This is a genomic window from Jhaorihella thermophila (assembly GCF_900108275.1).
Taxonomy (GTDB): Bacteria; Pseudomonadota; Alphaproteobacteria; order Rhodobacterales; family Rhodobacteraceae; genus Jhaorihella; species Jhaorihella thermophila.
In genome coordinates this window covers 155,565-175,261 of record NZ_FNVD01000002.1, presented here as the reverse complement: position 1 = coordinate 175,261, position 19,697 = coordinate 155,565, and the positions used below count along the sequence as shown (strand labels likewise).

16 protein-coding genes are annotated in these 19,697 nt (G+C 66.0%); 11 read left to right on the top strand and 5 right to left on the bottom strand.

Annotation, left to right across the window (positions count from 1 at the left end):
• Both ilvN and C4S70_RS04120 read right to left on the bottom strand, forming a co-directional pair.
• The gene (gene ilvN / locus C4S70_RS04125) at positions 1–561 is read right to left on the bottom strand and encodes an acetolactate synthase small subunit (RefSeq protein WP_104006837.1); all 561 of its coding nucleotides are present in this window, start codon (positions 559–561) and stop codon (positions 1–3) included.
• Between the two features lie 42 nt (positions 562–603).
• Positions 604–2,355: an acetolactate synthase 3 large subunit gene (locus C4S70_RS04120; protein ID WP_104006836.1), complete on the bottom strand. Its 1,752-nt coding sequence runs from the start codon at positions 2,353–2,355 to the stop codon at positions 604–606.
• 408 nt (positions 2,356–2,763) lie between these two features.
• On the opposite strand from C4S70_RS04120, the gene C4S70_RS04115 reads away from it, so the two are divergent.
• The gene (locus C4S70_RS04115) at positions 2,764–3,615 is read left to right on the top strand and encodes a HalD/BesD family halogenase (RefSeq protein ID WP_104006978.1); all 852 of its coding nucleotides are present in this window, start codon (positions 2,764–2,766) and stop codon (positions 3,613–3,615) included.
• Between the two features lie 33 nt (positions 3,616–3,648).
• Here C4S70_RS04115 and C4S70_RS04110 read toward each other — a convergent pair whose 3' ends face one another.
• The gene (locus tag C4S70_RS04110; protein ID WP_104006835.1) at positions 3,649–5,118 is read right to left on the bottom strand and encodes a UbiA family prenyltransferase; all 1,470 of its coding nucleotides are present in this window, start codon (positions 5,116–5,118) and stop codon (positions 3,649–3,651) included.
• 217 nt (positions 5,119–5,335) lie between these two features.
• On the opposite strand from C4S70_RS04110, the gene C4S70_RS04105 reads away from it, so the two are divergent.
• From C4S70_RS04105 to C4S70_RS04095, 3 genes are read left to right on the top strand one after another with little or no spacing between them, the layout of a single operon-like run.
• Positions 5,336–6,379, top strand: coding sequence for an NAD-dependent epimerase/dehydratase family protein (locus tag C4S70_RS04105; protein ID WP_104006977.1), 1,044 nt, complete (start codon positions 5,336–5,338; stop codon positions 6,377–6,379).
• Positions 6,380–6,403: 24 nt separating this feature from the next.
• Positions 6,404–8,158 (top strand): hypothetical protein, encoded by a 1,755-nt coding sequence (locus C4S70_RS04100; protein ID WP_104006834.1) that lies wholly within the window; start codon positions 6,404–6,406, stop codon positions 8,156–8,158.
• Positions 8,155–9,123: an SUMF1/EgtB/PvdO family nonheme iron enzyme gene (locus tag C4S70_RS04095; RefSeq protein WP_104006833.1), complete on the top strand. Its 969-nt coding sequence runs from the start codon at positions 8,155–8,157 to the stop codon at positions 9,121–9,123. The genes C4S70_RS04100 and C4S70_RS04095 overlap by 4 nt, the downstream gene beginning before the upstream one ends.
• Positions 9,124–9,177: 54 nt before the next feature.
• On the opposite strand, the gene C4S70_RS04090 is transcribed toward C4S70_RS04095, so the two are convergent.
• Both C4S70_RS04090 and glyA read right to left on the bottom strand, forming a co-directional pair.
• On the bottom strand, positions 9,178–10,092 hold the full coding sequence (locus C4S70_RS04090) for a hypothetical protein (RefSeq protein ID WP_104006832.1): 915 nt from the start codon (positions 10,090–10,092) through the stop codon (positions 9,178–9,180).
• Between the two features lie 150 nt (positions 10,093–10,242).
• Positions 10,243–11,538: a serine hydroxymethyltransferase gene (gene glyA, locus C4S70_RS04085; RefSeq protein WP_104006831.1), complete on the bottom strand. Its 1,296-nt coding sequence runs from the start codon at positions 11,536–11,538 to the stop codon at positions 10,243–10,245.
• Positions 11,539–11,700: 162 nt separating this feature from the next.
• Here glyA and C4S70_RS04080 point away from each other — a divergent pair, with 162 nt between their 5' ends.
• The 7 genes from C4S70_RS04080 to lpxC all read left to right on the top strand — a co-directional run bounded on the left by C4S70_RS04080 (position 11,701) and on the right by lpxC (position 19,680).
• Positions 11,701–12,471, top strand: a complete 771-nt coding sequence (locus C4S70_RS04080; protein WP_104006976.1) for an NAD kinase — start codon at positions 11,701–11,703, stop codon at positions 12,469–12,471.
• Between the two features lie 135 nt (positions 12,472–12,606).
• Positions 12,607–13,533: a UDP-N-acetylmuramate dehydrogenase gene (murB, locus tag C4S70_RS04075; protein ID WP_104006830.1), complete on the top strand. Its 927-nt coding sequence runs from the start codon at positions 12,607–12,609 to the stop codon at positions 13,531–13,533.
• 141 nt (positions 13,534–13,674) lie between these two features.
• On the top strand, positions 13,675–14,553 hold the full coding sequence (locus C4S70_RS04070; protein WP_235003694.1) for a D-alanine--D-alanine ligase: 879 nt from the start codon (positions 13,675–13,677) through the stop codon (positions 14,551–14,553).
• A complete protein-coding gene (locus tag C4S70_RS04065) occupies positions 14,553–15,434 on the top strand; it encodes a cell division protein FtsQ/DivIB (RefSeq protein ID WP_380218693.1) in 882 nt (293 codons plus the stop codon). Before C4S70_RS04070 ends, C4S70_RS04065 begins: the two co-directional genes overlap by 1 nt.
• A gap of 6 nt (positions 15,435–15,440) precedes the next feature.
• The gene (ftsA, locus tag C4S70_RS04060) at positions 15,441–16,775 is read left to right on the top strand and encodes a cell division protein FtsA (protein WP_104006827.1); all 1,335 of its coding nucleotides are present in this window, start codon (positions 15,441–15,443) and stop codon (positions 16,773–16,775) included.
• A 175-nt stretch (positions 16,776–16,950) separates the two neighbouring features.
• On the top strand, positions 16,951–18,546 hold the full coding sequence (gene ftsZ, locus C4S70_RS04055; RefSeq protein ID WP_104006826.1) for a cell division protein FtsZ: 1,596 nt from the start codon (positions 16,951–16,953) through the stop codon (positions 18,544–18,546).
• Between the two features lie 213 nt (positions 18,547–18,759).
• Complete coding sequence (gene lpxC / locus C4S70_RS04050) at positions 18,760–19,680, top strand: UDP-3-O-acyl-N-acetylglucosamine deacetylase (RefSeq protein ID WP_104006825.1); 921 nt, start codon at positions 18,760–18,762, stop codon at positions 19,678–19,680.
• Positions 19,681–19,697: the final 17 nt, after the last annotated feature.

The following is a 19,697-nucleotide window of genomic DNA, read 5'->3' as shown; positions in this document are numbered from 1 at the left end:
CTAGTCGCCGCGCAACAGCGCGGCAACGCCCGTTCTGGCGATCTCGGTCAGGCCCAGCGGCCGCATCAGATCGGCAAAGGCGTCGATCTTGTCCGGCGCGCCGGTGATCTCGAAGACGAAGCTGTTCAGCGTGCTGTCCACTACGTTGGCGCGGAAAATGTCCGCCAGCCGCAGCGCCTCGACCCGCTTGTCGCCCTGACCCACCACTTTCAGAATGGCCAGTTCCCGTTCCACGGCCGGGCCCTCGACGGTCAGGTCGTGCACGTCATGGACCGGCACGATCCGGCCCAGCTGGGCCTTGATCTGTTCGATCACCTGCGGCGTGCCGGTGGTGACGATGGTGATGCGGGACAGGTGGCCCGTGTGGTCCACCTCGGCCACGGTCAGGCTTTCGATGTTGTAGCCACGCCCCGAAAAGAGCCCGATCACGCGGGCCAGCACGCCGGGTTCGTTCTCGACCAGAACGGCGATGGTGTGGCGTTCCTCCACGTCCGAAAAGGTCGGGCGCAGATTGTAGGCGGAATGGCGGGTGGAGCCTTTCTTGATGTGCAGGGCTGACATTGTCTTTGTTCCTCGATCCTTGTTCGCGTTCCGGCCTGACGATTACACCAGCACCGCGCCGCCGGATTCGATCGCGCCCTCGGTCGAGGCGTCGCCCAGCAGCATTTCGTTATGTGCCTTGCCTGACGGGATCATCGGGAAGCAGTTGGCATGTTTCTCCACCACGCAGTCAAAGATCACCGGGCCGGGATGTTCGATCATCTCCATGATCGCATCGTCCAGCTTGGCCGGGTCGTCGCAATGGATGCCCTTGGCGCCGAAGGCCTCGGCCAGTTTCACGAAATCGGGCAGCGATTCCGACCAGGAATGCGAATAGCGCGACCCGTGCAGCAGTTCCTGCCATTGCCGGACCATGCCGAGCCGTTCGTTGTTCAGTATGAACTGCTTCACCGGCAGGTCATACTGCGCCGCCGTGCCCATTTCCTGCATGTTCATCAGCCACGAGGCATCGCCCGCCACGTTGATGACCAGCGCCTCGGGATGCGCGATCTGCACGCCGATCGAGGCCGGGAACCCATAGCCCATGGTGCCCAGCCCCCCCGACGTCATCCAGCGGTTGGGATCCTCGAAGCCCATGAACTGGGCCGCCCACATCTGATGCTGGCCGACCTCGGTGGTGACATAGCGGTCATGCCCCTTGGTCAGCGCTTCGAGCCGCTGCAGCGCGTATTGCGGCTGGATGGTCTTTTCGCTGGGCCGGTAGGCAAGGCAGTTCACCTTGCGCCATTCGTCGATCTGTGCGTGCCACTTCTGCACCGCCTCGGCCTGGGTCTTGCGCCCGCGCGACTTCCAGATCTTGAGCACATCCTCGAGCACATGGGCCACGTCGCCGACGATCGGGATGTCGGTCTTGATCACCTTGTTGATGGACGAGGGGTCGATGTCGATATGCGCCTTGATCGAATTGGGGCTGAAGGCGTCGATACGGCCGGTGATCCGGTCGTCGAACCGCGCGCCAACGGCGATCAGGAGGTCGCAGTCATGCATGGCCATGTTGGCCTCGTAGAGCCCGTGCATCCCCAGCATGCCCAACCAGTTTGCGCCGCTCGCCGGATAGGCGCCGAGACCCATCAGCGTCGAGGTGATGGGAAAGCCCGTCGCGTCCACCAGTTCACGCAGCAGCTGGCTGGCGCCGGGACCGGAGTTGATGACGCCGCCGCCGGTATAGAACACGGGCTTTTTCGCCTTTTCGATGGCCGCGACCAGTTCGGTGATCTCTTCAATGTCGCCCTTGACCTTGGGCTGGTAATGCGAGGTCGAGGGCTTTGGCGGCACATAGGTGCCGGTGGCGAACTGCACGTCCTTGGGAATGTCGATCAGCACCGGGCCGGGACGGCCCGAGGTGGCGACGTGGAATGCCTCGTGGATGGTTTCGGCCAGCTTGTCGGTGTCCTTCACCAGCCAGTTGTGCTTGGTGCAGGGGCGGGTGATGCCGACGGTATCGGCCTCCTGAAACGCGTCAGAGCCGATCATGAAGGTCGGCACCTGCCCGGTGAGCACGATTATGGGAATCGAATCCATCAGCGCGTCGGTGATGCCGGTCACTGCGTTGGTCGCGCCGGGGCCCGACGTCACCAGCACCACGCCGGGCTTGCCGGTGGACCGGGCGTAACCCTCGGCGGCGTGCACGGCACCCTGTTCGTGACGCACCAGGATGTGCCGGATGTCATTCTGCAGGAAGATTTCGTCATAGATCGGAAGGACGGCGCCGCCGGGATATCCGAATACCGTGTCCACGCCCTGGTCCTTCAGGGCCTGAACCACCATCTTCGCGCCGGTCATCTCACGTTTCATCTGCCTTGCTCCATTGGCGACATCGCTGGTTTCGTCCGAACAAAAAAAAGCCCCCGGTCAGACACGAGGGCGCATGGGGAGAGGTATGGCAACCGTCACCGGCCCATGCGCGTTGATCCTACGATTACGACTAGGGTCATCATGCCCCGGGACTCCTTTCCGTTCGGGCGGGACATTATGGGCGGGGGGCAGGGGCGTCAACCGCCAATCATGCCCGAATCGGGCCGAAACGGGTCATTTTCTTGCGTCAGGGGGCGGGTGCGACGAAATATCCGCGAAAACCGTCGGGTCCGTCTTGGCAATTTTCGTCCCGAAGGGCCGGAAAGCGGCGCGCGCATGTCCCAAACGGACAAGAATCCGCGCGGCGCGGCGGACAGGCTGGACCCAGGTCAGGCCGGGGAGGACGCCATGACGGTTCTGCACGATCTCGTGGACATGGGAAAATACCCCATAGACCGGCCGAATTCGCCGGCCTTCCGGCGCCTGATTGCGGATCTGCGGCGCGAACTGGAGCGGGACGGCTGCGCCGTGCTGCCGGGCTTCGTTCATGCGGAGGGGCTGAAACAGCTGTTGGCCGAGGCCAGCCGCGTGGCCCCCAGGGCGCATCGCTCCTTTGGCCGCACCAACCCGTATTTTGGCAAGGACGATCCGGATCTGCCGCCGGATCATCCGGTGCGCTGGTTTCACGACCGCTCCAACGCCTTTGTCCCGGCGGACAATTTTGCCGCAGACGGCCCGTTGCGGCGGATCTATGAATACCCCGGTTTCATGCCGTTCATCCGCGAGGCCCTGGGCGAGCCCGAAGACCGTTTCTTTCGTTATGACGATCCGCTGGCTGATGTTATCATCAATACGGCGGAGGCGGGACCGGGCTTTCCGTGGCATTTCGACACCAACAACTATACCGTCACGCTGGCGATCCAGAACGCCGAAGAGGGCGGCGCCTTTGAATACGTCCCCCACCTGCGCACGCCCGAGGACGAGAATTTCGCCGAAGTTGCCAAGGTTCTGAAGGGCGACCGGTCGCGGGTTCGGGTGCTGGAGTTGCAACCGGGCGACCTGCAGATCTTTCGTGGACGGTATGCCTTGCACCGGGTCGCGCCTCTGGCGGGGGCCCGGGCGCGGCATGTGGGCATTTTCTCATTTGTCGAACGCGCGGGCATGTGCGGCAGCGTCGAGCGCACGCGGCAGCTCTATGGCCGGGTGCTGCCGGTGCACTACAGGTGGGCGGGGTGCCGCGGGGACAAGCTGCTTGACTGACCGGGGCCGTGGGGGACGCCCCCGGTGTGCCTGTCAGACCGCCAGCAGGCCGATCACGATTCCCGTCGCCGCGATGGCCAGGCCGATCGGGTCGCGCGTGACGGCGCGCACCGGATCGTAGTCCTCTTCGCCGCGCGAGGCGAAATGCACCATCCGCCCAAGCCAGATCGCGATGAGCACCGCGACCAGGGCAAGGACATGCGGGGCGTCATACTGCGTCTGCGCGGCGGGGCTGAAGGCATGGGCCAGAAACACCCCCGCCGCGCCAAGCGTTGCGGCATAGGCCAGCGCCCTGAGCCGGTTGAAATCCTGGCGCGAATAGCCCCGTCCCGGCAGCTGTCCCCGTCGCAGGGCGCGAGCCAGTTCGGTCAGCCGCTTGGTGCAGGCCAGCACCAGAAAAACGGCAAAGACAAAGGCGAACAGCCAGCCCGACACCGCAACCTGCGCCGCAGCCGCGCCGGCCAGCACACGCAGAAGGAAGAACCCGACCAAGGCCAGCACATCCACCCAGCGCCAGCGCTTCAGCCACAGGGAATAGACCAGGCTCCCTGTCATGTAGATCAGCGTGATCCCCGCCACGGCCGGGCTCACCGCCAGGGCAAGCGCCAGCGCGACCAGCGACAGCACCACGCTTGCGGCCAGCGCCCTGGGGATCGGCAGGGCGCCCGCGGCCACCGGGCGGCGGCTCTTTTCCGGATGGCGGCGATCCGCGGCGAGATCCAGCAGATCGTTGACGATATAGATCGACGACGCGCCCAGGCTGAAGGCGAGGATCGCCACCATCACCGGCAGCAGCGTCGCGGGCGAGACGTCGTGCGCGGCCAGCGCCGGAAGAAGCAACAGAAGGTTCTTGATCCACTGATGCGGGCGCATCTCCTTGAGCAGGGCGCCGGCGGCGCGGTGGCGGGGCAGCAGGTCCAGGGGCACGCCCAGGGCTTCGATCCGGCGGCGCAACGCAGGGCGCGGCGCAACGGCGACGGCCCTGGCCGCGCCTTCCCAACAGGGCAGATCCGCCTGCGAATCCCCCCCATAGACATAACCGCCCCGCCCGAACCGTTCCGTCAGCAGCTGCGCCTTGGCCGACCCTTTCAGGTTTCGGTTTCCGTCCGATCCGAAATGTGGCCCCTCCAGCCCGAACCGTTCGCCGACCGCATCGACAAGAACCTGATCGGCGGCCGAAGCCAGATGCACCGGGCGCCCTTCGTCCAGGGCACGAACGGCAAGCTCCAGCACCGCGTCATTGACGGGAAGCGTCTCGACCTCGGGCATGGCGATCTCGCGCAGGCGGGCCTTGAGCCGGGCGGGCCGTCGCAGATTGGCAAAAGTCGCCCGCAACGTGGCGAACGGGCGCCGCCCCAGTGCCGCCCAGAAGGTTTCGTGCAACAGATCGGTGCGTAACAGGGTGCCATCGACATCCAGCACCAATGGCAGCGCGCCGTCCCCGTCAGGGTGGGTCGGATCCGTGCCGGCGGGTGCCGGCGAAACCGCGCGGGAATCTTCCATGCCTTCACTCTGGGATGCTGTAAGCGCCGCGACAAGTGCGCGGGCAACACAGTTTCCTGAAACTTTCGTCACTGCGGGCGCCGTGCAAGAGCCTGTTGATGCAGGTCATTTACCCTTCCTGCGCAAGGGGGCAGCATCAAGCCCGATCACGGGATGCGCTGGAATGAAAGGCGGCGCGGCCCTATGTCTGAAGGAACAGGAGGCAGCGGCATTTCGCATGACCAAAGCGCGTTTTCTTGTTACCGGCGGGGCCGGCTTCATGGGGATCAACCTGATCCGCTATCTGCTGGAGCGCGGACATGACGTGACCAGCTATGACCTCGCCCCATTTGATTACCCCGAAGCCGACCGGGTTCGTATCGTCACCGGCGACATTCGCGACACGCGGCTGCACGACGCGGCCCTTGCCGATGTGGATATCGTCGTGCACTGCGCAGCCGCGCTGCCGCTGGCCGATCATGACGAGATCACCTCGTCCATCGTCGATGGCACGACGGCCCTGCTGGAAAGCGCGCGGGCGCGGGGGATCACGCGCTTTGTCCACACCTCCAGCACGGCGGTCTACGGCATCCCCGACCACCATCCGCTGGTCGAGGACGACCCGCTGCACGGGGTCGGCCCCTATGGCTCGGCCAAGGTGGTGGCCGAAGGCATCTGCGAACGGTTCCGCGACAGGGGCATGTGCGTGCCGGTGCTGCGGCCCAAGTCCTTTGTCGGGCCCGAACGGCTGGGCGTGTTCGAACTGCTCTACGATTTCGCCTATACCGGCCACAATTTCCCGGTGCTGGGGTCGGGCAACAACCTCTATCAGCTGCTGGATGTCGAGGATCTGAGCCAGGCCGTTCTGCTGGCCGCCACGGCGGACGAAGCGGTCGCCAACGACACGTTCAACGTGGGCGCGGCGCGCTTCGGCACGCTGCGCGAAAGCTTTCAGGCGGTGCTGGACCGCGCAGGCCACGGCAAGCGGGTGATCGGCCTGCCAGAGGCGCCCGCGATCTGGACCCTGCGCGTGCTCGAGGCGCTGCATCTCTCGCCGCTCTACAAGTGGGTCTATGAAACTGCCGGCACGGACAGCTATGTCAGCATCGACAAGATCACACAGCGGCTGGGGTTCGCGCCGAAATATTCCAACGAGGACGCGCTGATCCGCAACTACGACTGGTATGTGGCCAACCGCGACCGTTTCGCGGGGGCTTCGGGCGTTACCCATCGGGTGCCGTGGAAAAAGGGGGCGCTTGCGCTTGCGAGGCTGGTGTTCTAGGGACGCGCGCCCCGAAGGAGGAGCATGGGACGACTGGCAACCGCATTTCTGATCGCTGCCGCCGCCGTGACCGGGGCGGCTGCAACCGGCGGCGAGGCGCAAAGGGACCCGCAGGCTCTGGCCCGCCAGTGGGCGGCCTATGAAGAGGTTCGCCCCAAATCCATCATCGAACTGCAACCCTTTCGCGCCGAATGGGACGCCGAGGACGCCGCGCAGGGGCTGCGGCTGCATTTCGTGGCGCTGAATCCGGCGGTGGATGCGTGGTTTCTGTTGCAGGCTACGGACGCCAGGGGGCGGGTGCACAGCTATCACCTTGAAAACCCCGACCCGGCGGCGCAATCGGTTCGGTTCGAAACAACCCCGTCGCCGACGGTGGTGATCCGCGGCAGGGTCGGTGCGGAAACCTTCTGTCGGCCCTGGGCGGACGGCGCCCGCGAACTGGCCGAGGCGCGCAGGACCGCGCTGCCCTATGCGCCGGTCTGCAATGGCAGGCTGTTTCTGCGCAACAAGGTGACCGGCTCGCGCACCACGCTCGAGGCCACGGCGGAGTTCCTGCGCGACAACATCTGGGGCGGCGAGGACATCGTGCGCTTTGTGCGCGACACGTTCTTCAAGGATTCGCAGCTGGAGACCAGCCGCGAGCTGGGGATCGGCGGCGGGCGCGCCGAACAGGGCCCCGCGCCCATGCGGGCCAGCACGCCGCCGGATCAGCGCCCGGTGATCTCGACGCTGCTGGACATCGCGCTCGAGGGCACGCCGCATGGGCGCATGGCGGTCGGGCTGTGGTATCCGGTCAAGGGGCTGCCGGGCATCTATGCCAGCGCCTTTCAGCCGCGGGCCATCGCGCCGGAGGTGTTGCAGGGGCCGGGTAGGACGAACCGGCTGGATTCGGTGGAGGCCAAGGCCACCGGCTATATGGTCGCCTTTGATCTGGGCCGGCTCGACATGGGCTATGCGGTCGGCACCGATCATCCGGCGCTGGGCTGGTCGCCGCGCCCGCCGGGGTCGGTGCGGCCGCGCGGGATGCCGGGGCCGGACGGTGTGCGCAGCGCTGCGCCGCTGGTGCGGCTGGGCATGGTCAATCCGGTGATCGCAAATCGGACGGTTGCCACCTTTACCGGCGGGTTCAAGCGCGAACACGGGGCGTTCAAGTATGGCGACATGGCCACCTACAACCATGGCCACCATTACGGGTTCATCGAAAAGGGCACCATTTTCAGCAAGCTGCAGCCGGGGCTGTCCACGCTCTATCGCCTGACCGACGGCACGATCGGCATGAAGACGTGGACGGAGGCGGACAACGCGCTTTTGCCGCGCATCGACTTTGCCCGCCAGAACGGCGTGCCGCTGCTGGAAACCGATCCGGTGACCGGGCAGGGCGTGCCGGGTGATCGGGTGGCGCGCTGGGGGCCGGGGAACTGGTCGGGGTCGGCCAAGGCCGAACTGCGCACCCTGCGCGCCGGGGCCTGCATGGCCCGGTCGGCCGGGACGACCTGGCTGATCTACGGCTATTTCTCGACCGCCACGCCTTCGGCCATGGCGCGGACCTTTCAGGCCTATGGCTGCGACTATGCGATGTTGCTGGACATGAACGCGCTCGAACACACCTATCTGGCGCTCTACGTGCCGCAGGGGGGGCGCACGCATGTGGCACATATGGTGCCCGGCATGTCCCTGATCGACAAGAAGATGGGCGGCGGGCGGATTCTGCCGCGCTTCATCGGTTTTGCGGACAATCGCGATTTCTTCTATGTGACGCGAAAGGAGGCCCCCGGATGAGACGGATCCTGACCGGCCTGGCCTTGGCGGGCGCGGTTCTGGCCGCCCCGGCCACGGCGCAGACGACGCGGCAACAGGCCAATGAGGCGTTGTTTCAGCAGTTGCAGAAGGTGCACCGGCTGAGCGAAGCGCAGATGAAGGAGATCCGCCGCATCTTTGCCCGTTCGGCGGTGATCGGACAGGGCAACCCGGCGATCAGCAAGCACCCGATGACGCCCGAACAGTGCCGCAGGCGCGCACCCGACTATGCCAACAAGCGGTTCGAGCGGATCTGTGGGGCGAAATACATGGCGCCGCTCTACGATCCGCGCAAGGAACGCCCCGAGGACGCCAAGGCTTGCATCGACCAGTTCGAGTTTCCCGACATTCCCTGCACCTACCCGGTGGTCTGGGTCAAGGCCAAGGAGGCTGCCGAGATCTGCGCGGCCATGGGCAAGCGGCTGTGCGACGCTCATGAATGGGAAGGCGCCTGCGCCGGGGCGCTCGAGCCGCCCGATTACCCCTTTGGTGCGGGGTCCGTGGCCGCGATGCGGGCGATCCACAACCGGAAATACGAACCCACGAAGAGCTGGGCCTATGGTCCCGCCTTCCAGCGCGGCATCTGCGCTCAGAACAGCACGAAAAGCCCCACCTGCAACGGCGGCGGATACAATCGCTGCGGGTCGAACACCTATCCTACCGGCGCGTTTCCGAAATGCGTGAGCAAGTTGGGCGTCTATGATCTGCACGGCAACGCGGCGGAACACATGAACCTGCCGATGGCGCCGGATCAGATGGCCAGCCGGGGCAGCCGAAAGCTGGGCGTGACGGAAATGAAAGGCAGCTGGTTCATCTGGGACAAGTATCGCGCCCATCCCGACTGGTGCCGGTGGCGCGCGCCGTTCTGGCATGGCACCCGCGTGATGAGCCCCGCCAGCCACGAGAATTACCACCTCGGTTTTCGCTGCTGCAAGACGATCGACTGAACGCGAAACCGCCGCGCGGGGGGCGCGGCGGTTCGATCTGGATGACGGTCGCGGTCAGTAAAGGCTCGCCATCAGGCGCGTCGCGTCCGGGATCGGCCCTTCGCGGCTGACGATGGGGGCCAACTGCCGGTCGCGCATGATCTCGTCCAGCGGCACCGGCTTGCCGTTGACGAAAGCCGTCCGGCTGACCAGCCGCACCCCGTGGCTGTAATCGGCGTAAAAGGCGCCGTGCACGGTGCTGAGCGGCTGGATCGGACGGCCGTTCGGGCGGTGCCAGCCATAGATCGCCACCCGGCCGGGATGGCTCAGCAGGCGCGTGGTCAGCACGATGTCCTTTTTTTGCCCCGCAGTCAGTTCGGTCAGCTTGCCACCGGTCCTGCGCCGCTGGGCGTCCAGCGTTTCGTCATGCTGCAGCAGATAGGGGGTGGAGCTCATCATCCGCCCCGGCTTCATCGGGCGCGGCGCCAGGCGGACCTTGGCCTGCTGATAGATTGCATCCACCATTTTCGGCGTGGGCAGGATGAAGCCAAGGCTGTCGGCCACCCGCGCCGCCGCCGCCAGCCCCATCGGAACCCGCACGAAATCGCGGTCATTGCCGACAGCCAGATAATCGGGCGTCACGCATAGCGTGACCTGAACCTTGCGGCCATTGCCCAGCCTGCCGGTCAACGAAACCGGAGTCAGTCGGCGCAGGAAATCCGGCACATTGCCCGACAGGATCTGATCCACCACCGCCGCGTCGCGTTCCGGGCCGCTGCGGTCCATCAGCCGCTGCATCACCCGGCTGCCGGCGGGGGCCGTCAGCGGGCGATGCGGGATCTCGCGAACCAGCGATTCGGAGCAGAGCTCGGCGGAGGCCTGTGCGGCCAGGGGGAGTGTCAGCGCCGTGAGCATCACGGATACCATCCCGGCGAAACGCCGGTTCAACGGAAAACGCAACATGATGAACCATCCCTCGTGAGTGTTCATGAACGAGTGCTCGGAACCTCACGCGAGGATCAAGCGCATCTGCGGCGAATCTTTTCCGGTCGGCAGAAACTTGCCATGTGCAGGGCGTCAATGCGCGAACGGGCGCCCATGTGCGGCGCCCGTTCACCGGATGTCAGCGGATTCGTGCCGTCAGAGATTCGGGTAGATCGGGAAACGCGCGCAAAGCTCGGCCACTTCGGCCTTGACCTTGGCCTCGACCGCGCCGTTGCCATCCTCGCCATTGGCAGCGAGCCCGTCCACCACTTCGATGATCCAGTCGGCGATCTGGCGGAACTCGGTTTCCATGAAGCCGCGGGTGGTGCCGGCGGGCGACCCCAGCCGGATGCCGCTGGTCACGGTCGGCTTTTCGGGGTCGAACGGCACGCCGTTCTTGTTGCAGGTGATGTGGGCCCGGCCCAGCGCCTTTTCGGTGGCATTGCCCTTCACCCCCTTGGGTCGCAGGTCCACCAGCACGACATGGGTGTCGGTGCCATGCGTCACCGTGTCCAGCCCGCCCTTGATCAGTTGGTCGCTCAGCGCCTGGGCGTTTTTCACCACGTTCCGGATGTAGGTCTTGAACTCCGGCCGCAGCGCCTCGCCAAAGGCCACGGCCTTGGCGGCGATCACATGCATCAGCGGCCCGCCTTGAATACCGGGGAAAATCGCGCTGTTGACCTTCTTGGCGATGTCTTCGTCATTGGTCAGGATCATGCCGCCGCGCGGGCCGCGCAGGGTCTTGTGGGTCGTGGTCGTCACCACGTGGGCGTGTGGAAACGGCGATGGATGCTCGCCTGCCGCCACCAACCCGGCGAAATGTGCCATGTCCACATGCAGATACGCGCCCACCATGTCGGCGATCTCGCGCATGCGGGCAAAGTCGATCTGCCGCGGGATGGCCGAGCCGCCGGCGATGATGAGCTTGGGCTGATGCTCCCTGGCCAGCCGCTCGACCTCGTCATAGTCCAGCATGTTGTCCTGTTTGCGCACGCCGTATTGCACGGCGTTGAACCACTTGCCCGACTGGTTCGGCGCGGCGCCGTGGGTCAGGTGGCCGCCGGCGGCCAGGCTCATTCCCAGAATCGTGTCGCCCGGCTTGAGCAGGGCCTGGAACACGCCCTGGTTGGCCTGGCTGCCCGAATGCGGCTGTACGTTGGCAAAGCCGCAGTTGAACAGTTTTTTGGCGCGCTCGATCGCCAGTTCTTCGGCGATGTCCACGAACTGGCAGCCGCCATAGTAACGCCGACCGGGATAGCCTTCGGCGTATTTGTTGGTCATGATCGAACCTTGCGCCTCCATCACGGCGGCAGAGACGATGTTTTCCGACGCGATCAGTTCGATCTCGTCGCGTTGGCGGCCAAGCTCCTTTCGGATGGCGTCAAAGATCTCGGGGTCGCGGGTTTCCAGGGTTTCGGTAAAGAAACCGGTGTCACGGTTGGGCGCGTTCATGTCTGCTCCGATGGTCAGCGGTCGAATGGCGGCTTTCCTATAGGAAACCCCGCCCCCGGAAAAGGCTCCAATGCGACGCATCGCTGAAATCTCGCGGCATGGCTGGCGCTGACCGGAAAGCTGTGATTGTTTCGGAACCGGATGAACAGGACCGGAAACACCATGGCCCGCCGTTTCGAAAAGATCGCCTTTGTCGCCAGTGATGCCCCGGTGGCACAGACCGCGCGCGCCGCGCTGATCGGCCGCTATGGCAACGTCCCCCCCGAAGAGGCCGACGTGATCGTGGCGCTGGGCGGCGACGGGTTCATGCTGCGCACGCTGCACGCCTACCAGCATCTCGACGTGCCGGTCTATGGCATGAACCGGGGCACCATCGGCTTTCTGATGAACGAGTATTCCGAAACCGATCTGCCCCAGCGGCTGGAGGCGGCCGAGGAAGTGGTCCTGAACCCGCTGGCCATGACCGCCTGCGACCGCAAGGGCAGGCTGCACCACGCGCTGGCGATCAACGAGGTGTCGCTCCTGCGCGCCGGCCCCCAGGCGGCCAAGCTGCGCATCACCGTCGACGGCCGCCTGCGCCTGGCGGAACTGGTCTGCGACGGCGCGATTCTCGCAACGCCGGCGGGCTCGACCGCCTACAACTACTCCGCCCACGGCCCGATCCTGCCCATCGGCTCGGACGTGCTGGCGCTCACCGCGCTCGCCGCCTTCCGCCCCCGGCGCTGGCGCGGCGCGCTGCTGCCCAAAACGGCGGTGGTCCGCTTCGATGTGCTCGAGGCCGACAAACGCCCCGTCATGGCCGACGCCGACTCCATCGCGATCGCCGATGTGGACTGGGTCGAAATCCGCTCCGAGGACAGCATCCGCCACCGTCTGCTGTTCGATCCCGGCCACGGGCTCGAAGAGCGCCTGATCGCGGAACAGTTCACCTGAGTCCCATTTCTTCATCTTGCCGGCAAATACTCCGGGGGTGAGGCCCGCAAGGGCCGAGGGGGCAGCGCCCCCTCCCTTCCCCGCCCGCCCGACAACCCGGTTCCCACGGCGCGCGCTTTTCGTTAGACCGCCCCCATGAGCGATCTTCCCACACCCAGAGGGCGCCTGACCTCGAACCGCCCGCTGTCCGACCTGACCTGGCTGCGGGTCGGCGGTCCCGCCGACTGGCTGTTCCAGCCGGCCGATCTCGACGATCTCGCTGCCTTTTTGCGCGACCTGGATCCTGCGATCCCGGTTTTCCCGATGGGCGTTGGCTCCAATCTCATCGTCCGCGATGGCGGCATCCGGGGCGTCGTGATCCGGCTGGGCCGCGGGTTCAACGCCATCACGATCGAGGGCCCCCGCGTCACCGCGGGCGCGGCGGCGCTGGATGCCCATGTGGCCCGCCGCGCGGCCGAGGGCGGGCTGGACCTGACCTTTCTGCGCACCATCCCCGGCAGCATCGGCGGGGCGGTGCGGATGAACGCGGGCTGCTATGGCACTTATGTCGCCGACGTGTTCGTCTCGGCCCGGGCCGTGCTGCGCAGCGGAGAGATCGTGACCCTCGGGCCGGAGGATCTCGATTTCCGCTATCGTCAGGCCGACCTCCCCGATGGCGCGGTGCTGGTCGATGCGACTTTCGAGGCACCGCGGGGCGATCCCGAAAGGCTTGCCGCGCGGATGCAGGCGCAGCTTGAGAAGCGCGACGCAACTCAACCGACAAGGGACCGCACGGCGGGATCGACCTTTCGCAACCCCGCGGGGTTTTCCTCGACCGGGCGCGCCGACGACGTGCACGACCTGAAGGCGTGGAAGTTGATCGACGATGCCGGCATGCGCGGGGCGCGCCGGGGCGGGGCGGTCATGAACGAAAAGCACGCCAACTTTCTGACGAATGCAGGGGGCGCCACGGCCGCCGACCTCGAAGGTCTGGGCGAAGAGGTGCGAAAAAAGGTTTACGATTCAAGCGGCATCAGGCTAGAATGGGAAATCATGCGCGTGGGCGAACCGCGCGCGGACTGACCCCGACCGATCCGGACAGGCATTTCACCGGACGGGCGGGACCAAGAACGACAACAGGACCGGGCAAGCAGAAAACCCGGCGGTAACGAGGCACTTGACGTGGATCAGTCGGGCAGGACGATCCCCAAGGTGGCGGTATTGATGGGCGGACCTTCCGCGGAACGCGAAGTGTCGCTCAGTTCGGGGCGCGAATGCGCCGCCGCCCTGCGCGGGGAAGGCTACGAGGTGGTCGAGCTGGACGCAGGCCCCGACCTGTCCGAACGGTTGCGCGAGATTTCGCCGGACGTGGTGTTCAATGCCCTGCATGGCCGCTGGGGCGAAGACGGCTGCGTGCAGGGCATGCTGGAATGGCTGCGGCTGCCCTATACCCATTCGGGCGTTCTGGCCTCGGCGCTGGCGATGGACAAGCAGCGCTGCAAGGACGTCTACCGTGCCGCCGGTCTGCCGGTGGCCGACAGCGGGCTTTACCGCCGCGACGAGGTGTCCGCCCGCCACGTGATGGCGCCGCCCTATGTGGTCAAGCCCAACAACGAAGGTTCCTCGGTCGGAATCCACATCGTGCATGAGGCCACCGAAGCCCCGCCCGCGCTGGGGCCGGAAATGCCGGAACTGGTGATGGTCGAGGCCTTCGCGCCGGGGCGAGAGCTGACGGTTTCGGTGATGGGCGACCGGCCGCTGGCGGTGACCGACATCATCACCGAGGGCTGGTATGACTACGACGCGAAATACACCCCGGGCGGGTCGCGGCATGTGGTGCCGGCACGGATCCCGCCGGATGTCTACGACCTGTGCCTCGACTACGCCCTGCGCGCGCACCGGGCGCTGGGCTGCCGGGGGCTCAGCCGCACCGATTTCCGCTGGGACGAAACCCGTGGCACCGAAGGGCTGGTGCTTCTGGAGACCAACACGCAGCCGGGCATGACGCCCACCTCGCTCAGCCCCGAACAGGCGGCGGTGTCGGGGCTGGGGTTCGGAAAGCTGTGCCGCTGGCTGGTGGAGGATGCCTCATGCGATCGGTGATGCGCGGCGCCAGAGGCGGGCGCAAGCCGTGCCGCGATCCGGCGCCGTCGCGCCTGGCCTATCGGCTCCAGCGCCTGATGCTGACGCCGGGGGTTCGCCTGTCGCTGCGGATCGGCCTGCCGTTTCTGCTGATCTTCGGCCTGACCAGCGCATTTCTGGCCAACGAAAAGCGCCGCGATGCGCTGCTGCTGTTCGTGGCCGAAACCCGCGCCTCGATCGAGGAGCGACCCGAATTCATGATCAATCTCATGGCCATCGACGGCGCCGACGACAGCCTCGCCGAGGACATCCGCGAAGCCGTGGCGCTGGATTTTCCGGTCAGCAAGTTCGATCTCGACCTCGATCAGTTGCGCGAGATCATCACCGGGCTGGACCCGGTGAAGTCGGCCGCCCTGCGCGTGCGCCCCGGCGGCATCCTGCAGGTGGACGTGGTCGAACGCGTCCCCGTGGTGGTCTGGCGCAACCGGGAGGGGATCGAGACGCTGGACGAAACCGGCGCCCACATTCACGATTTGCCCAACCGGCTGGCACGCGCCGACCTGCCGCTGATCGCGGGCGAAGGCGCGGACCGGGCCGTGGACGAGGCGCTGGACCTCTTTGCGGCGGCCCGGCCGATCGAGAGTCGCCTGCGCGGGCTGGTGCGCGTGGGCGAACGGCGCTGGGACGTGGTGTTGGATCGCGGGCAACGGATCATGCTGCCGGCCGAGCGGCCGGTGCAGGCGCTGGAACGGGTGATTGCGCTGAACGAGGTTCAGGATCTGCTGGAACGCGATGTGGCGGTGGTGGACATGCGTATCGACGCCCGGCCAACGGTTCGGCTGAACGAGAACGCCGTCGCGGAACTGACGCGGATAAGAATGACGAACGAGAACGGGCAGTAGACGACCATGAAGGACCTGTATCAGGCTCAGCGGGCAATGCGGCAGATGCGCCAGCAGGCGCTGCAACGCGGCGTGATCGCCATTCTCGATGTCGGCACGACCAAGGTGGCCTGCCTCGTGCTGCGGTTCGACGGCACGGGCCGGCTGAGCGACGACAATTCGATCGGCTCGCTCGCGGGGCAGAGCGGCTTTCGCGTGATCGGCGCGGCCACCACGCGCTCGCGCGGGGTCAAGTTCGGCGAAGTCGATGTCATGCACGAAACCGAACGGGCCATCCGCACTGCCGTGCAGGCCGCCCAGAAGATGGCCGAAGTTCGTGTGGACCATGTGATCGCCTGTTTTTCGGGCGCCAATCCGCGGTCCTATGGGCTCAACGCCCGGATCGACCTGGAAGGCCAGGTCGTGACGGAACACGAAATCGCGCGCGTTCTGGCCGAATGCGAGGTGCCCGAATACGGCGCAGGCCGCGAGGTTCTGCATGCTCAGCCGGTGAACTTCACACTGGACCATCGCACCGGGCTGACCGACCCGCGTGGCCAGCTGGGCCAGTCGCTCGAGGTGGACATGCACATGCTGACCGTGGACGAGGCGCCGATCCAGACGCTGATCCACTGCATTCGCCGCTGCGATCTGGAACTCGCGGGGATCGCCTCCTCGGCCTATGTGTCGGGAATTTCCGCGCTGGTCGAGGACGAACAGGAACTGGGCGCGGCGTGCATCGACATGGGCGGCGGCACGACCTCGATCTCGATCTTCATGAAAAAGCACATGATCTATGCCGATTGCGTGCGGATGGGCGGCGATCATGTGACCAAGGACATCTCGATGGGGCTGCAGGTGCCCATGGCCAATGCCGAGCGGATCAAGACCGTCTGCGGCGGCGTGCAGGCCACCGGCGCGGACGACCGCGACATGATCGATATCGGAGGAGACACGGGCGATTGGGAGCGCGACCGCCGGACCGTCAGCCGCACCGAGCTGATCGGCATCATGCGCCCGCGGGTCGAGGAGATCCTCGAAGAGGTGCGCGTGCGGCTGGATGCGGCCGGCTTCGACCAGATGCCCAGCCAGCAGATCGTCCTGACCGGCGGTGCCAGCCAGGTAACGGGGCTTGACGGTCTGGCCAGCCGGATCCTGGGCCAGCAGGTGCGGCTGGGCCGGCCCTTGCGCGTGCACGGGCTGCCGCAATCGGCCACCAATCCGGGCTTTTCCAGCGCCGTGGGGCTGGCGCTGTTCGCGGCGCACCCGCAGGACGAATGGTGGGATTTCGAGATTCCGGTCGATCGCTACAGTGCCCGCCCGCTGCGGCGGGTGGTCAAATGGTTGCGAGACAACTGGTAACCGCCAGATATGGCGTTAATGCCGAAATCCGGCGGAAAACAGCGGAAAATCGCCCATATTTTGCGGCAATTTTTCGTTTTTTGCGTGACGACCGGACCGCTTGCCGGTAGGGTTGTCGGTGACAGGTAGGAAAGACCGCCCGCTCAATGGGCGGCATGACAGGCGGACCAGTAACATGACTTTGAACCTTTCGATGCCCGGACACGAGGAGCTCAAGCCCCGGATCACCGTTTTCGGCGTGGGCGGCGCCGGCGGCAACGCCGTCAACAACATGATCGAGAAACAGCTCGAGGGCGTGGATTTCGTGGTGGCCAACACCGACGCCCAGGCGCTGCAGCAGTCCAAGGCGCAAAGCCGGATCCAGATGGGCGTGAAGGTGACCGAAGGGCTGGGCGCCGGGGCGCGGCCCAGCGTGGGCGCCAAGGCGGCCGAGGAAAGCATCGAACAGATCGTCGATCATCTGGCCGGGGCGCATATGTGCTTCATCACCGCCGGCATGGGCGGCGGCACCGGCACCGGCGCGGCCCCGATCATCGCGCAGGCGGCGCGTGAACTGGGCGTGCTGACCGTGGGCGTGGTGACCAAGCCTTTCCAGTTCGAGGGCGCCAAGCGGATGCGCCAGGCCGAGGAAGGCGTGGAACAGCTGCAGAAGATGGTGGATACGCTCATCATCATTCCCAATCAGAACCTGTTCCGCCTGGCCAACGAAAAGACCACCTTTACCGAAGCCTTCGCCATGGCCGACGACGTGCTGTATCAGGGCGTCAAGGGCGTGACCGACCTGATGGTCAAGCCGGGCCTCATCAACCTCGACTTTGCCGACGTCCGGTCGGTGATGGACGAGATGGGCAAGGCCATGATGGGCACGGGCGAAGCCGAAGGCGAGGATCGCGCCATCCAGGCCGCCGAAAAGGCAATCGCCAACCCGCTGCTGGACGAGATCAGCCTCAAGGGCGCCAAGGGCGTTCTCATCAACATCACCGGCAGCCACGACCTGACTCTGTTCGAACTCGACGAGGCCGCCAACCGGATCCGCGAAGAGGTGGACCCGGATGCCAACATCATCGTCGGCAGCACGCTGGACACCGACATGCAGGGCGTCATGCGCGTCAGCGTGGTCGCCACCGGCATCGACGCCTCGGATGTCCACAGCGAGGTTCCGGTGCCGCGCCGTCCGCTGTCGCAGCCGCTCAAGCAGACCGTTTCGGTCGAAGAAGCCGCGTCCGAGCCGCTGGAACTGGATCAGCCGGTCGCGGCCGAGGCCGCCGAAGAGCCGACCCTGTTCGAAGGCTTCGAGGTCGAAAAGGCCGCCGCCGAGGACATGGCCGAGGATCTGTTCGAGGATGAGGGCCTCCAGGAGACGGACGACGATCTGCCACCTCCGGCCTACCGCCCCGAGCGCGAGTTTGGGCAGTTCGACGATGCCGCCGTTGACGAGAGCGTCGAAAGCTTTGTCGCGCCGCGTCCGGCGGCCGCGGGCACGGCCTCGCCGCAGACGATGGAACGGCTGCGCGCCGCGGTCCAGAACCAGCCGCGCAGCGATGGGGCGCCCGCGCAACCGGCTGCCCGCCGCGAAGAGCGGCCGCGCTTCGGCATCAACTCGCTCATCAACCGGATGACGGGCCATGCCTCGGACACGCCGGCGGCCCAGGCCGCGCGCCGGCAGCCCCCGGTGACGCAGCCTTCGGCGGCTCCGCAGCCCGAGGAATCGGTCGATCCGGATCAGGAACGGATCGAGATTCCCGCGTTCCTGCGGCGCCAGGCGAACTGATCCACGTCACAATCTGACTCTGGTGAGCGGCCGCGAGGCCGCTCATTTTCTTTGTAAATCAGCGCATTGGGCGAATATTGGCGAGGATTTGCCAAGTTGGTTCGCCCGTGTTTCATTTCGTTGCAAAGCGTGAGTTGTGACATTTTCGGGCCGCATCTACCTGTCGTGACAACACAGCCCGCCGAGGCTGGCCACTGCCACAAGAGGTTCGTTTTGCAGAATACACTGAAGTCGCCCGTCGTCTTTGCAGGTGTTGGACTGCACACAGGCAAAACCGTTCGCATGGCGATCCGCCCCGCCGCCGCCGGCCACGGCATCTGGTTCCGGCGCACCGACATCGAACTGGGCGATGCCATGATCCCCGCGCTTTATGACGCGGTGGACCGGACGCCGCTTTGCACGCGGATCGTCAACGACAGCGGCGCATCGGTCTCGACGATCGAACATGTCATGGCGGCGCTGGCGGGGACCGGCGTGCACAACGCCCTGATCGAGATCGACGGTCCCGAAGTTCCGATCCTTGACGGGTCGTCCGTGCCCTTCGTGCGGGGGATCATGGCACGCGGCATTCGGCAGCTGAACGCACCGATCACCGCCTGGCAGGTGATGAAGCCCGTGACCGTGGAACGCGAAGGGGCGCGGGCGACTCTGTTGCCTGCGGATCGGCTGCGGATCGAATTCCACATCGACTTTGCGGATGCGGCCATCGGGCGGCAAAGCAAGGTGCTGGACATGGCCAACGGCGCCTTTGCCCGCGAGTTGTGTGACAGCCGCACCTTCTGCCGGCTGGCCGACGTGGACACGATGCAGAAAAATGGCCTGGCGCTGGGCGGGTCGCTGGACAATGCGGTGGTGGTGGATGGCGAGCGCGTCCTGACCCCCGGCGGTTTCCGTCACCACGATGAACCCGTGCGCCACAAGATGCTTGATGCGCTGGGAGATCTCGCGCTGGCCGGCGGGCCGATCCTTGGCCATTATATCGGCGAACGCGCGGGGCATGTGATGACGAATACGCTGCTGCGCGCGGCCTTTGCCACGCCGGGGGCTGTCCGGCCGGTGACTTGCGACGCCGAAGTCGCGGCGCGCCTGCCGGGCAAGGGGCTGGTCCGGGACGAAATTCCCGCGGTCGCGTGACCGCGCGGCCTCCGGTC

Coding starts and splice junctions, on each gene's coding strand:
- C4S70_RS04105 (WP_104006977.1), top strand. CDS start 5,336: ATGACCAAAGCGCGTTTTCTTGTTACCGGCGGGGCCGGCTTCATGGGG.
- C4S70_RS04110 (WP_104006835.1), bottom strand. CDS start 5,118: ATGGAAGATTCCCGCGCGGTTTCGCCGGCACCCGCCGGCACGGATCCG.
- C4S70_RS04115 (WP_104006978.1), top strand. CDS start 2,764: ATGACGGTTCTGCACGATCTCGTGGACATGGGAAAATACCCCATAGAC.
- ilvN (WP_104006837.1), bottom strand. CDS start 561: ATGTCAGCCCTGCACATCAAGAAAGGCTCCACCCGCCATTCCGCCTAC.
- C4S70_RS04080 (WP_104006976.1), top strand. CDS start 11,701: ATGGCCCGCCGTTTCGAAAAGATCGCCTTTGTCGCCAGTGATGCCCCG.
- murB (WP_104006830.1), top strand. CDS start 12,607: ATGAGCGATCTTCCCACACCCAGAGGGCGCCTGACCTCGAACCGCCCG.
- C4S70_RS04120 (WP_104006836.1), bottom strand. CDS start 2,355: ATGAAACGTGAGATGACCGGCGCGAAGATGGTGGTTCAGGCCCTGAAG.
- ftsZ (WP_104006826.1), top strand. CDS start 16,951: ATGACTTTGAACCTTTCGATGCCCGGACACGAGGAGCTCAAGCCCCGG.
- glyA (WP_104006831.1), bottom strand. CDS start 11,538: ATGAACGCGCCCAACCGTGACACCGGTTTCTTTACCGAAACCCTGGAA.
- ftsA (WP_104006827.1), top strand. CDS start 15,441: ATGAAGGACCTGTATCAGGCTCAGCGGGCAATGCGGCAGATGCGCCAG.
- C4S70_RS04065 (WP_380218693.1), top strand. CDS start 14,553: ATGCGCGGCGCCAGAGGCGGGCGCAAGCCGTGCCGCGATCCGGCGCCG.
- C4S70_RS04070 (WP_235003694.1), top strand. CDS start 13,675: ATGGGCGGACCTTCCGCGGAACGCGAAGTGTCGCTCAGTTCGGGGCGC.
- C4S70_RS04095 (WP_104006833.1), top strand. CDS start 8,155: ATGAGACGGATCCTGACCGGCCTGGCCTTGGCGGGCGCGGTTCTGGCC.
- C4S70_RS04100 (WP_104006834.1), top strand. CDS start 6,404: ATGGGACGACTGGCAACCGCATTTCTGATCGCTGCCGCCGCCGTGACC.
- C4S70_RS04090 (WP_104006832.1), bottom strand. CDS start 10,092: ATGAACACTCACGAGGGATGGTTCATCATGTTGCGTTTTCCGTTGAAC.